The organism is Streptomyces capparidis (assembly GCF_054782095.1).
The window spans coordinates 63,908-77,643 of record NZ_BAAGTD010000023.1 but is presented as its reverse complement, the minus strand read 5'-3'; the positions used below and the strand labels follow the sequence as shown (position 1 = coordinate 77,643).

Genomic DNA, 13,736 nt, shown 5'->3' with positions numbered 1-13,736 from the left:
CCATACTTCGCTCCGGACCGGCCAGGCTTTTGGTCTGTTGTGGAACAAGTTGTGAAGGGCCCGAGCCCTGTCAGGGCTCGGCGCCATCTCCCACCCGGATCGGCGGGACGCAGACGGGTGCGTGATCACCGCCACCCGCGCGACAACCCGGCCGAGCCCGGCCACACCTTCGCTGACTGCGGACACACCCTGCGCACCGCAGCCGAGGCCGCGGGACTCACCACATCCATGCAGATCGTGGCCATCAGCCGCCCCCGGCGAAGGCGACCGGTGACCGGTTGCGCTGCCGCGGCAGCCACTCTCCTTGAAGAACGTCCACTCCACGGGCGAGCTGTCGAGCCACGGATCGAGCCTTCCGGGCAGGGCTCCGGGCGGGGCGGCCGATCCCTGCCGCAGGTGCACGTCGGCAAGCCGGACAGCGTCCGGCCCGATGCTGACCATTTGCTTACCTGGAGGCAGTCATCAGGCCTCTGACCTGCGGAAACGTCCAAACGCTAGATCTTGGACCCGGACATCGTCCGGTGCATGAGATCCTCGCAGGCGCAGGTCTCCGGCCTGCTTGGGCGCGGGCCGGAGAGGGGTTGGCCGACGCCGCGCGTTTCGGGTGCGGAGGCGCTGGTGGCCGCCCTCCGCCCCACTGCGCGCGGACCGCTCCGGACTGCGCGGCCGCCTTTCGGCTCCGGACACGGGGCCGCGGCGCCCAGGAGGGTAAAAATTCCCTTTTGCCTCTTTTCTTTCGTGGCGTGGTGTGCTTACCTGGGTAGTGACACCGAGGACGTACTGAGGAAGCGGAGAAGCGGACGAGCGCCGCGCACCGCGGAATCAGGATCCGCGAGAGCGGGCGCCCTCGGTGCCTCACGTTTGGGCCGGGGCCGGGGCCGGGGCCGGGGCCGCGGCGCGCGATGCGGCGCCGCGTGCATCACGGGCCCGAGGCGGAAGGACACGCGGGGCCACGAAGCGCCGCCTCCCGCGCCCGCAGGCCGGCATCGCCAAACGCCAGGGCGAGGCGCGTACGCCGTTCCTCCCCTTTGCCCACACCGCAAAACGTGATCCACAAGGCAGTGACCGAATGCTGATATGACGAGTAGCCTGTTCCTCCGCCGCTGATGTCCTTCTCGGGAGGCTGAGGTCCAGTGATTGTGCTCGGTTACAACGGATTCACCAGGGGTGCGGAGCTTTTCGGGCGTCTGTACGGAGCGACTGGTGTCGGGCGAAATCTCCTCGTGGGTCACGACGCCGCGGCGGCTCTCGTGATCGACGGCGAGTTGGTCGCGGCCGTCGAGGAGGAGCGGCTGAGCCGGGTCAAGAAGACTTCCGATTTCCCGGCGAACGCGATCAAATGGTGCCTGGACTTCGCCGGCGTCGACCTCGACCAGGTGGACGTCTTCGCTTTTCCCTGGCGCTTCTCGCCGACCGTGGCCGAGGAGATGATTTCGCAGATATGCGACAGCGACATGCCGGTCCCGGCGAAGTTCGACGCCCTGCGCCGCCTCGGCGAGCTCTACACCGGCATGCTCAGCCGTGAGGCGGTGCACGGCGACTTCGTCGAGCGCACCGGCCACGAGCTGGATCCCAACAAGCTCGCCCTGGTGCCCCACCACCTGGCGCATCTGATGTGCGGGGCCTACCTGGCCGGCGGTGGCGACGCGGCCTTCCTGGTCAGTGACGGCCGGGCGGAGACCCTCTCCGCGGTGATGGGGGAGCTGCGGAACGGCGTTGTCCACCTGTTCGACGAGAGCGCCGTCCCCATGGCCGGTTCGCTGGGCGTGGTCTACGGGAGGATCACCCGCTACCTGGGGTTCGTGCCCAACAACGACGAGTACAAGGTGATGGGCCTGGCCGCCTACAGCGCGCCGCCGCGGCACAACCCCCTGCTGGAGCGCGTCGTGCGGCTGCACGAGAACGGCTCGTACACCCTCTCCGTCCCCGCGGACCGGGACGCCTACTACGCCCTGTTCGACGAGCTGTTCGACGGCGACAGCGGGAAGCGGGAGGAGTTCGACTTCCGGGTCAAGGTCGCCGGACTGGCGCAGCACATGGTCGAGGCCGTCACCGCCCACCAGATGCGGGCGCTGACCGCGGCGTCGAGCCTGGACACCCTGCTCTTCGAGGGCGGGCTGGCGCTCAACTGCGTCGCCAACACCAAGATGCTCCAGCGGTCGTCGTTCACCGGCATGGAGGTCAGCTTCGGGGCCAGCGACCCGGGTGTCGCCATCGGCGCCGCCGTGTACACCGCCGGCCTGCGCAACCGTCCCGCCGACGCGGTCACCACCCCCTACCTGGGGCCCTCGTACGACGAGGGGCAGGTCCTTCAGGTGCTGGAGGAGTACGCGGACCGCGTCGAGTGGCAGGAGGAGCCCGACGCCGCCTCGGTCGCCGACAGGACGGCGGAGCTGCTGGCCGGGAAGAACGTCGTGGGCTGGTTCCAGGGCCGTACCGAGTTCGGGCCGCGCGCCCTGGGGAACCGCAGCATCCTCGCCAACCCGGCGTTCCCCGACATCAAGGACATCATCAACCTCCGGGTGAAGCACCGGGAGCCCTTCCGCCCGTTCGCGCCCGTCGTCCTCGAATCGGAGGCTCCGCGCGTCTTCGAGATGGGCAAGAAGACCTCGTCCCCCTACATGACCTTCGTTTTCCCGGTGCGGGAGGAGTACCGGGAGCGGATCCCCGGCGCGTGCCACGTGGACGGCACGGCGCGGGTCCAGACGGTCGACGAGCGGCAGAACCCCGCGCTCGCGCGGCTGCTGCGCGCCTTCACCGCGCGGACGGACGTGCCGTGCCTGCTCAACACCTCGTTCAACGTGGCCGGTGAGCCCATCGTGTGCTCGCCGCGGGACGCGCTGGAGTGCTTCCTCGCCACCGAGATCGACCACCTGGTGATCGACAGGTTCGTGGTCACCAAGAAGGACCGCTGAGCCGTCGGCCGCAGGGCGCACGCGCCCTGCGGCCGACACTCCGCAACGGGGACGGCCCTTTTCCGGTCAGAGCCGAATGGGCTCGTTCGCCTCCAGTTTCATCTCCACGGTCAGGAACGACAGGACTTCGTCGCCGATGTTCTTCAGGTCGTGGAGGTGGTACCGCCCCTCGGTGAAACGGAAATGGCGGGACTGCCCGCGGAGAAAGGAGATCTCCCGGGTGGTTCCGTCACCGCAGTGCTGGCGGGCCCGGCCGTCCGTCAGGGCTATCCAGGTGTAGTCGAGAACGTGCCGGTGGACGGGAATGCGCTCGCCCGGCCGGAGATCGGTCTCCCAGATTCGCAGGGAATCGTCCTCCTTCACCAGCGTGTGGCCGATCCGGCCGTTGCCGGCGTTGTCGTCGAATTCCTTCCGCAGCGGGGGACTCCAGCGGGCGAATGCCTCGGCGACCACCGTGGACGCCAGGAGGAGATCGGATCGGAAATCAGCACCCACGAACCGGGTCCTTTCGGTCTTGATGTGTTCCGGCGGGTGTTCCGGCGGAATTCGGCGGCTGCCAGGTCCGGCTCACAGGGCGGAGGAGAGCGCGTCGAGCAGGGCGCTGTTCGCGCGCCGGTCGCCGATGGAGACGCGGCAGGTGGCGGGGACGAGCTGCCCGGTGTCGGCGACCATGATCCCCGCACCACGGAGGTGGTCCATGACGCGCTCGTGCTTGTGCAGCCTGACCAGCAGGAAGTTGGTCTCCGAGGGGAACACCCGGTCCACCGCGGGGTGATCGGCCAACGCCGCGGCCATCCGCTCGCGCTCCTCGCGGATGAGCCGGATGGCGGCGAGCACCCGCCGGGAGGCGGTCAGCCGCTCCCGCACGGCGCGCTGCGACGCGTCGGTGAACCCGAACGGCACCTGCACCCGCCGCAGCGCGTCCACGACGCCGGGCCGGGCCAGGGCGATCCCGCAGCGGGCACTGGCCAGCCCCCACGCCTTCGACATCGTCCTGAGCACGATGAGGTTGTCGTACTGCCCGATCAGCCCTGCGTACGAGGGGCCCTCGCTGAACTCGACATAGGCCTCGTCGATCACCACCAGCCCGCGGGTGCGGGTCACCAGGGCGTGCACCTGCGCCGGATCGAGCCTGGTCCCGACGGGGTTGCTCGGGTCGCACAGCACGGTCACCCGCGGGTCGGCCGCCAGGATCCGCTCGACGTCGAGCTCGGACAGGTCCTCGCCGCGCAGCGGCACCTCGACGACGGGCAGCCGCAGCAGGCGGGCGAAGTGGCCGTAGAGCTCGAAGGTGGGCGGCGTGACGCAGACGGGCTCGCCGGGCGACGCCAGCGCCGCGAGGAGCAGCGCCACCCCGTCGACCGCCCCGCTGGTGAACAGCAGATTGTCCGGGCCCAGCGCCTCGACGCCGTCGTGACCGGGCAGCCCGGCGATCGCGGCCAGATACGTCCTGGCGAGCTCCGCCGTGTCGAGGTGCGGGTACTGGCTTCCGGCGCCCACGAACGGGTTGGTGTTGCCGGACAGGTCAACCATGTCGAACCGCGGCCGGCTGCGGAACCGGGCCGGGCCCGGGACCGGCACCGTCGTGACGGGCGGAGCCGCGAACTCCGACAGCGCCGGCTCCTCCTCCGCCGGCTCCTGGGCGGCGAGGCCGTCGGCGAGCAGCCAGTGGTCGAGGGGGACGAACAGGTCGGCTCCGAGGCGGCGCGCCCGGTCGGCGTCCCCCCGCCCGAGGTGGACCCACTCCAGGCCGGAGCGCCGGGCGTCGAGGTACAGCCGGTACAGGCTCGCCAGGTGCAGGTCGCGCCGGGCCACGGGATCGTCGTGGTCGACGGCCTGCGTCAGGAGGTAGAGCCCCCGGCCGTTGTGGGACCTGGTGGTGAGCCCGACCTGGACGACGGCGTCCCCCCGGCGGCGCGCGAACATCTCGGTGCGGTCCGCCAGCGGGCCGGCCGCCAGCGCGTCGAGGGCCTCGACGGGGTAGGGGTTGCGGCGGCCGCCTCGGCGCTCCGCGCGGCGCCGGTGCAGGTCCGCGAACGCCTCGCGCGCCCAGGGCCTGCGCTCCAGCTCGCTCAGACGGATCCGCTCCCAGGTGACGTCGCGGGAGGCGGCGCGGTGCCGGCGCCGCAGATCGCGCAGCCGGCCGGAGCCGACACGGGTGCGCAGGACGTCGTCCACCTCCCCGTTCAGCCGGACGACGCACTCGTCGCCGGCGGCGATCGGGACCAGGCCGGCCGCCCGCAGCGCGCGGGTGTCGTCGGTGCGGCGCACGCCGGGCACCAGGAGCTGCGGCACGTCCAGCGCCTCGGCGCGGCGGGCCAGCTCGGCCAGGGCCTGCGCGGTGGGGGCGGGGCTGGTCGGGCCGTACAGGGCCGCCCCGCCGACCAGGGTGGGGCGCCCGAGCACGGCGGGGGCGAGGGCGGCGAACGCGTCGGCGTCCCGGTCCAGCCCGGCCAGGGAGCACACCGGTTCGGGGGAGCCGAGGGCGGCGCACAGCACGTGCCGGAGCGCGTCGATGTCCGCGGGCCTGCGCATGTCAGCCCCTTCCGGTGTCGGTGGCGGTGTCGAGGTTCGCGTCCGGCGGGCCCGGATCGGCCCCGTGCGCCTCGGTGTACGCCTCGATGCGCTCGCGGTACTCCTCGTACAGCTCGGCCAGGGTCCGGGCGATGCCGGTCCGCCAGTCCACGGTGCAGTCGCCGATCAGGGCGCGGCGGGCGTCGTGGTCGAAGATCGCCGTCTCCCGGCTGTAGTCGCTGCGCTCCAGGCGGACCGGCACTCCGGTGAGCGCCGACATGTACTCCAGCAGGTCGGTGACGCCGACCTCCTCGTCACCGCCCCAGTTCACCACCAGCGCGGGCGTCCGCGCCGCTGCCCACAGCAGCGGCACCTGGCGGACGACGTCGTCGGTGTGCAGCAGGTTGCAGTGGTTCTGCCCCTCGCGGGGCACGGCGCACGGCTGTCCCCTGCGCATCTCCTCGAACAGGATCATCGGCACGCCGCCGTGGCCGTACGGGCCGTAGGCGATGTTGAGCCGGGCTATCACCGCGGGCAGCGAGAGCGCCTCGGCCAGGCCCCGCACCACCCCTTCGGCGGAGAGCTTGGCGACGGGGTACGTCGGCAGCCACGGCGCCACCGCGCCCAGCGGATCGCCCACCCGGTACCGGTGCGTGCGGTCGGCCCGGTTGTAGACCACCCCGGACGAGACGTACAGGAACGCCTCGGCGGCGGAGCAGTGCGCCATCAGCCGCGCGGTCCCGGCGGCGTTGACGCGGGCGGCCTCCTCGAAGTCCCGGCCGTCGCCCCGGTGCACCGCCGAGTGCAGCACATGGGTGAAGTCGCGCGGCAGCCCCTGAAGGTCATCGGTGGCCATGTCCCAGGTGACGGTGCGGGCGCCCGCCGCCTCGAGGGCCTTGCGGGCGTCCGCGTCGCCGAACCTGCCCAGGCACCACACCTCGTTCCCGCGGGCCAGCGCCTCGGCGACGGGCCTGGCGACCTGGCCGGTCCCGCCGGTGACGAGAATCTTCCTGCCTTGCATGATCAGCGGCTCCCGGTCGTGTCAGCGGTGGTCCCGGCCGGCCCCGGGCCGAGCGCGCGGGCCAGCTCCTGCCGCAGCGTGGCCTGGAACGTGTGCACGTGCTGCGGGCTCATCAGGGTGTAGTGCTCCCCTTCGACCTCGATGTAGGTGTTGGGGCGGCGGGTGAACTCGTCCCAGTCGCGCAGTTGGTTGTCCAGCCACTCCTGCTTGGTGCCGCGCAGCGGGGTGCAGTAGAACACCCGCACCCGCTCGACCGACCCCGACGGTTCGTAGTCGCGGCCCAGGTGCACCATGTTCTGCGCCAGGTGCACCCAGGCGGTGAACCGCTCGACGGTGAGGTCCAGCTCGGTCAGGCGCCGCTTCGGTGCCTGATCGATCAGGCGGGCCAGTTGCTCGGCCTCGGGCAGCGGGCGGAGCTCGGCGGTCAGCTCCTCGATGTCGGCGGCGCTGATCAACTCGAGGAACAGGGCCAGGTTGATCGCGCCGTCGGTGAAGGTGATCTCGTTCATGCGGCCGGAGATCCGCGGGGGCAGGTTGAAGACGCCCACGAACCCGACCTCGTCGCCCTCGGCCTCCAGCCGCTTGGCGATCTCGAACGCCACCGCCCCGCCGTAGGAGTACCCCGCGACGGCGTACGGCCCGCTGGGCTGCACCCGGCGGATCGCCGCCACATAGGTGGAGACCATCTCGTCGAACGACCCGAAGTGGGTCTCGCCCTCCCCGAAGCCGCGTGCCCGCAGCGCGTGGAACGGCCGCTCGCCGGTGAAGTACTTGGCGAGGTTGACGAACACCAGCACCTCGCCGAGGCCGGGGTGGACGCAGAACAGCGGCGTCCCCTCCCCGGTGACCTGGAGCGGCACCAGCGGATCGTAGGCGGCGTCCCCGCCGGCGCCCTGCCCGGCGGTGAGGCGGCCGGCCAGCGCGCGCACGGTCGGGGCCTGGAGCAGCGTGGACATCGGCACGTCGTCGATGCCGAACCCGGTCTGGATCTCCAGCTTGAGCCGCAGCACGTCGAGCGAGGTCCCGCCCAGGTCGAAGAAGCTGGCGGTCGCCGGCACCTTCTCGGTGTTCAGCACCCGGGCGTAGATCCCGGCGAGCGTGGTCTCGACGTCCCCCTCGGGCGGCACCCAGCCGCCGAGGAACCGGGTCGTCACCTCCTCCGACCGGCGCGCCGCCTGGTCCAGCTCCCCGGCCTCGACGGCCGCGCGCAGCCGGGACCGCTGGACCTTGCCGAGGTTGCCGCGGGGGATCTGCGCCTCGGTGACGGGGAGGATCAACTGGGGGCGGAACCCCCAGTGCATCACCGTGGAGCTGCGGATCGCCACGATCGTCCGGTACACGGCCGTGTCGTCGGCGGGATCGCCCGCCGGGACGAACGCGACGGCGAGCTGCTCGGAGTCGGCCCCGTCGGGACGGATCGGGAAGGCCGCGATCTGGCCGCGCCTGACCCCGTCCAGCTCGTCCAGGGCCGCTTCCAGGTCGTGGCTGTAGTAGTTGACGCCATTGACGATGATGGAGTCCTTGGTGCGGCCGACCAGCATCAACCGGCCCTCGGCGTCCAGGTGACCGAGGTCGCCGGTGCGGAACCAGCCGTCCGGCGTGAACGCCTGCTCGGTGGCCTGGTCGTTGCCGAAGTACCCGGCGGTGACCATCGGGCCGTGCAACTGCACCTCGCCCGCCTCGGCCACCCCCGGCTCGTCGGTGGAGGCCAGCACCGTGCCGTCGCCGCCGGTGATGCGGATCCGCAGCCCCCGCACCGGGCGGCCCAGCGGCGGGAACTCCGTCTCCAGGTCGCGGGCGGCGAAGTCCCGGTTGAACACGCTGCCCGCGCACGTCTCGGTCATCCCGAACGCGGGCACGATCACGTCCCGGCGCAGCCCGTGGCGGGACAGCGTGTCCAGGAACGCCCGCACGGTCGCGGTCACGGTGGCCTCGCCGCCGGAGATGATGTACCGCACCTGTGACAGGTCGATCTCCCCGGGCGGGACAGGCCGCTGCGCGAGCGCCTGGTTGATCTGCCCGAACAGGAAGTTGGGCGTGAACGTCACCCTCACCCGGTGGGCCGCGATCAGCCTGAGGAACTCCACGGGGTCCGCCAGCACGGTGGCCGGGGTGGTCATGACCTGGTCGGCGCCGTTGAACATCGGCAGCAGGTGCGCCTCGAACGCGGCGATGTGATCGGCCGAGATCCAGTTCAGCGAGGTGTCCTCGGGCCCCAGCTCCAGCGCCCCCGCCTTCCCGGCCTGTGCCGCCAGCAGATTGGCGTGGGTGAGCCTGACCGCCTTGCTCGACCCGGTGGACCCGGAGGTGAGCATCAGCAGGGCCAGGTCGTCCGGGGCGGGCTCGTGGAACCGGTCGGTCCCGGCCGAGGCGTGGTTCAACTCCTCGACCGTCACGGTCCGCAGCCCGATGTCGGGCAGGTCGGTGGGGGCCGCCTTGGAGACGAGCACCAGCGGGTCCCCCAGGAGCGTGCGCAGGTGCTCCAGTTGCGCCCGCCACCGGGAGGGGTCGGCCGGCGGCGCGACCGGGCACGGCACGGCACCGGTCAGCACGCATCCCCAGAAGGCGGGGAAGAACGCCTCGGGGTCGCTGACGGCGATGAGCACCCGGTCGCCCGGGGCGGTGCCGTGGGCGCGCAGGCCGTGCGATGTCCGGCGGCCGCTCTCCAGCAACTCGGCGTACGACAGGAACGATCCGCCGACGAATGTGACGCCCCGGGACGTGTCGCGAGCCGCGAGCGCGAGCAACTGCGGGAGCGTCGAAGCCTGACGTTGGTCCGGCATGGTGGTGAAGACCTCCGATCGGAAGAAGAAGCACCGGGACGGCGGTGCTGAGCTCCCGTCACCGGTTGGACGGCGACGGGCGGTTGGCGGAGCTCGCCCCGAGACTTCTTCTTGAACCGTTTCATTGATGCTGAGGACGGATGACGGCGCACGGCCGTGAGCACGCGCGCACGGTGGTTCGACGGCGGCGCGCGGGAAGGGCGGGAAGGCGGGAGGGGGCACGCGGCGCGGACGGCCGCCACGACCGGTCCGGACCGGTCCGGCGCCGCGGGCAGGCCGCCCCGCTCGGCGCCGTCACCGGCCACGGCGCGGGCACGCGGGCCACGGCGAGCGCCGCCGATGGGGCCGGCCACGGGTGGGACGCGTACCGCCGTGTTTCCCCGCCGAACGCGGGGCTGCGCCCGCTAGCCGCCGCCGGTCTCGTTGAAGCGCACGATGTCCTCGATCGTGGCCTGCAACTTCAGCTCGTCCTCGTCGGACACGATCGCCGTGCCCACGCGGCCGTACGGTCCGGTCGGAGCGTCGGGGGACGAGTCGTACTCGATGGCGTCGAAGGCGAAGTTGCGCTCGAAGTCCTGCTGGGTCAGCTTCCCGCTGCGGGGGCGGCGCAGGAGTATGTATCCGTGGAAGCGGTCCGGCGTTCCGCCGCTGACGTGCCGGTCCGCTTCCTTGCCGAGCGCGAGGCTGATTTCGACGTCGAGGAGATCGACGCCGTACGTCAGTTTGTTGACCTGGGGGGAGAGTGCGCCGGGGAGGCGGATGGCGCACTCGCCGAAAGTCAGTCCCGGCTCTTCCGTGAACGCTTCCAGATGGAATACGCAGTCGGGCGCGCCGAGGCTGGTGAGCGCCTGCCGGGCGAGGGTCTCGGCCTGCTGGAACATCGCCGAGTGCCGCTTTCTGTCCAGCACGTGCGCGGCCAGGACGCCGCCCTGTACGGCCCTGAGCGGCGAGATGTGGTTGCGGCTCATGGACGACCATTTCAGGTCGCCGTTCACCCAGACACCGTCGATGTAGACTTCCGAGGCGTCTATGAAGGACTCGGCGACGATCTCGACGTCCGACCGGCCCGGGAAGAGCTCAAGGGCACGGGCGTATTCCTCCGGCGAGCGGACGATGCTCGTGCGCAGGGCGCCGGCCCCGGTGGCGGGTTTGACGACGAAGACGTTCCCGAGCTCGTCGGCGAGTTCCGTGAACGGCGTGCCCCCGGTCACATACCGGCAGCGCGCCCGCTTGACGTCGGCCGGCAACCCGCTCTTCTGGAGGTACTTGTCGCGGAAATACAGCGCCGTCTTCGGGTCCGCGTTCCCGGGAAGGCTGAGCTGTTGCCGCAGATAGGCAGCCCCGAACACGCCCATCTCATGGACGGAGAGCGCCCCCGCGGCATCTCCGATCTCCGCGGAGAGCACGGCGCGCAGTATCTCCTGGGCGTTCTCGACGTCGGATACGTGAGTGCAGCGCCGACCCCCCGGCGAGCCCATCGACGTCTGTACGACATAGAAAGGATCCAGGCTTCGGCGTCGCAAAGCCCGGTCCAGGTCTTCCCTGTATCCGATGACAATCATCGTCGGCATTTCTGTCTCCCCGTTTTACAGCCGACCAGGACTTCCAGGAAGTCGTCCGCTGTTTTGCCGCCCGATTGAATCGCGTGATCAGTGGGTCCGCGGGCCGGATAAGCGATTTCCGGAGAGATCGAATCTCGGCGTGGCGGGACCCGCGTCGGCGGTCTTGCGGTCAGTTCCTTCGTTCGAGGCCGGCACGGTGGCATCGTGCCACACGCGCCACGGGGATGTGGATATCCAAAGGCATGATCATCTGCCGGCGGGATATGACATGTATCACAGGTTGAGATTTAGTGTGGACGGGCATGGAATGGCCCGCGACATTCCCGCTCATCGGGGTACATTCGGCATGCCGCGTCCCGCCCAGACACTACGATTCGGCCGGTACGGGCAAACAAGTCCCATGTGGCGCCACACAAGGAAAATGGGGCCGGGCTGGACGGTCCGGACACGGGGGACGGCCCGCCGGAGAACCGGCGGGCCGTCCCGGCGCCGCGCCGACGGCCTGTGCCCGGCCGCCGTCGCACGGATTCAGCGATGCCTCACTTGTAGAACCTGACCCAGTCGACCTCGAACACCGCGGGGCGCAGGCCGCCGTCGCCGGTGAAGTTGTCGAGCTGGATGTTGAGATGCCCCGAGGGCATCGCCTGGATGTTGCCGCGGTCGGCGTTGGCGCCGCCCGACAGCCGGAACCATTCGACACCGTCGACGTAGCCGACCAGCGCCTGCGAGGTCCACTCGAACGCGAAGTTGTGCCACTGCGTCATGTCCATCGGGCAGAGGTCGCGGCGCTCCTTCTCGTCCGACGGGCTCTGCGGGTAGTGCAGGAACGCCGTCAGGCACTGCGCGTCGGGGTTCGAGTACTCCACCCAGTCGTACTCGCCGTTCTCGAGCCGGTTGCCCGCGGTGGGCCAGATCAGGTGCAGCGGGTGGTAGAGCCCGCCGCTCGATCCGATGTTCCGCGAGCGGGACCGTATCTCCCACCGGCCGTACTGGATGTCGAGCTTCTGCCGCAGCCAGCCCGAGTCGCCGTTCGCCTCGCCGAGCATGGTGAGCATGCCGTTCGCGACGGTGCTGTTCTTCGCGCACCGGCGGCCGTTGCCGGCGTGCCCCTCCCAGCATCCCGCCGTGCCGCCGACCTCACCGGAGGGCACCGCCCACTTCTCGGGGTCGACCGGGCCGGTGTAGTCGAACTCGTCGGAGATCGGCTGCGGTGTGCCCCAGCCGTACCGCACGGCGGCCTGCGTCTCGTCGGACGCCTGCCCGTCGTCGTGCGTGACGCTCAGCGCGTGGATCCTCACCTCGCCGTAGTTGTCGGTGCTGCACGGGGAGGAGTTGGTGCAGTTGGCCTGCGTGTAGGCGCCGGCCTTGAAGTAGTTGGTGGAGTCGGAGTGGGAGAGCGTCGTCCGCAGGCTGCCGTTGTAGTAGACGGAGATCCTGCCGTCCTTCACCACGTACTTGACCTCGAACACCGTGCCGAGCTGGTAGTTGCTGGTGACCAGGTGGTAACGGGAGTCGTCGCCGTTGGTGATGTAGAGGTTGGTGCCGTCCAGGCGCAGGGCGGTGACGTCGTCGTCGCCGCCGTGGATCTGGGCGCCGACGACCTGCGGCTTGTTGTTGGGCAGGTGGGTGAACGCCTCGCGGACCGTCATGGTGTGGGTGCCGGACGTCGTGGACCAGGCGGCGTTGGTCGTGCCGCCGTTGGTCATCTCCCGCAGCTCCGAGCGCGGGTAGCTCGAGCCGCTGGTGGTGACGCCTTTGACCGGGGCGCGGAACTGCACGGCGTCACCGGTGGAGGTGACCTTGAAGTAGGGGTCGTGGGAGTAGCTGTCGAGCTGCGGCTGCTTGATCTCGGTGGGGCTCTCCGACGGGCCGATGGGCAGCGTCTGCTTCCAGTTGGTCAGGTTGAGCACATCCGCGGGGACCTTCGCCTCACCGCCGCCGCCGTTGCCCGGGTCGCCGGTCCAGATCTCGACCTCGGTGAGGCTGTTCCAGTCGCCGGTGCCGGTGGAGGCGGTGTAGCCGTGGCCGAGGTAGCGGATCTTGGTGGTCTGGACCGGGGTGAAGCTGAACGTCTCCAGGCTGGTGGTGGTGCCGCTGGTGCGGCCGTTGTGGGCGGTGACCCACGTGCTGCCGTTCCAGTACTGGATCTCGAACACGTTCTGCCGTGTGGTGCCCTGGTGGACGGCGAGTTTCACGTGGCTGACCGTGGTGGCCGTGCCGAGGTCGAGTTGCAGCCAGGCGCCGTCGCCCTTGCCGGACCAGCGGGTGGTGTGGTCGTTGTCCACGGCGTTGGCGGGCACGTTGCCGTCGTGGGTGCTGGCGGTGACGGCGGTGCCGCCGACCGGCACCTTCACGGGGGTTCCGGGTGTCGGGGTGCTCCCGTCGCCGTCGCCGCTCCAGATTTCGACCTCGGTGAGGCTGTTCCAGTCGCCGGTGCCGGTGGGGGCGGTGTAGCCGTGGCCGAGGTAGCGGATCTTGGTGGTCTGGACGGGGGTGAAGGTGAATGTTTCCAGGCTGGTGGTGGTGCCGCTGGTGCGGCCGTTGTGGGTGGTGACCCACGTGCTGCCGTTCCAGTACTGGATCTCGAAGATGTTTTGGCGTGTGGTGCCTTGGTGGACGGCGAGTTTCACGTGGCTGACGGTCTTGGTGGTGCCGAGGTCCAGTTGCAGCCAGGCGCCGTCGCCTTTGCCGGACCAGCGGGTGGTGTGGTCGTTGTCCACCGTGTTGGCGGGCAGGTTGCCGTCGTGGGTGCTGGCGGTGACGGCGGTGGCGGAGGGGGTGATCTCCACGCTGGCGGCCTGGGCGGTGTGGGGGGTGGCGAGGAGTGCTGCTATCACCGTCACGAGGACGGCGACCGCCAGGGGCAGTTGCCTGTGTCTGTGGGCTGGGTGAGGGTTTGACAGGGTGTGCCGCACGGGGTCGTCCTCCTTGTTGGCGTTCT

General features: G+C 70.6%; 7 protein-coding genes. 1 reads left to right on the top strand and 6 read right to left on the bottom strand.

What is annotated here, in order from left to right:
- Nucleotides 1-1,133: 1,133 nt before the first annotated feature.
- The gene (locus tag ACYVO2_RS19685; RefSeq protein WP_461009197.1) at nucleotides 1,134-2,915 is read left to right on the top strand and encodes a carbamoyltransferase family protein; all 1,782 of its coding nucleotides are present in this window, start codon (nucleotides 1,134-1,136) and stop codon (nucleotides 2,913-2,915) included.
- Nucleotides 2,916-2,981: 66 nt separating this feature from the next.
- Here the strand turns inward: ACYVO2_RS19685 and ACYVO2_RS19680 are convergent, their stop codons facing one another.
- From ACYVO2_RS19680 to ACYVO2_RS19655, 6 genes are all read right to left on the bottom strand, one after another.
- The gene (locus ACYVO2_RS19680; protein ID WP_461009196.1) at nucleotides 2,982-3,410 is read right to left on the bottom strand and encodes a cupin domain-containing protein; all 429 of its coding nucleotides are present in this window, start codon (nucleotides 3,408-3,410) and stop codon (nucleotides 2,982-2,984) included.
- Between the two features lie 72 nt (nucleotides 3,411-3,482).
- Nucleotides 3,483-5,450, bottom strand: coding sequence for a pyridoxal phosphate-dependent aminotransferase (locus ACYVO2_RS19675; protein ID WP_461009195.1), 1,968 nt, complete (start codon nucleotides 5,448-5,450; stop codon nucleotides 3,483-3,485).
- A 1-nt stretch (nucleotide 5,451) separates the two neighbouring features.
- Nucleotides 5,452-6,450: an NAD-dependent epimerase/dehydratase family protein gene (locus ACYVO2_RS19670; RefSeq protein ID WP_461009194.1), complete on the bottom strand. Its 999-nt coding sequence runs from the start codon at nucleotides 6,448-6,450 to the stop codon at nucleotides 5,452-5,454.
- A gap of 2 nt (nucleotides 6,451-6,452) precedes the next feature.
- The gene (locus tag ACYVO2_RS19665) at nucleotides 6,453-9,233 is read right to left on the bottom strand and encodes an alpha/beta fold hydrolase (RefSeq protein ID WP_461009193.1); all 2,781 of its coding nucleotides are present in this window, start codon (nucleotides 9,231-9,233) and stop codon (nucleotides 6,453-6,455) included.
- A 404-nt stretch (nucleotides 9,234-9,637) separates the two neighbouring features.
- Nucleotides 9,638-10,804, bottom strand: coding sequence for an ATP-grasp domain-containing protein (locus ACYVO2_RS19660; RefSeq protein WP_461009192.1), 1,167 nt, complete (start codon nucleotides 10,802-10,804; stop codon nucleotides 9,638-9,640).
- Between the two features lie 530 nt (nucleotides 10,805-11,334).
- On the bottom strand, nucleotides 11,335-13,632 hold the full coding sequence (locus ACYVO2_RS19655; RefSeq protein ID WP_461009191.1) for a polysaccharide lyase family 7 protein: 2,298 nt from the start codon (nucleotides 13,630-13,632) through the stop codon (nucleotides 11,335-11,337).
- Between the last annotated feature and the right edge of the window lie 104 nt (nucleotides 13,633-13,736).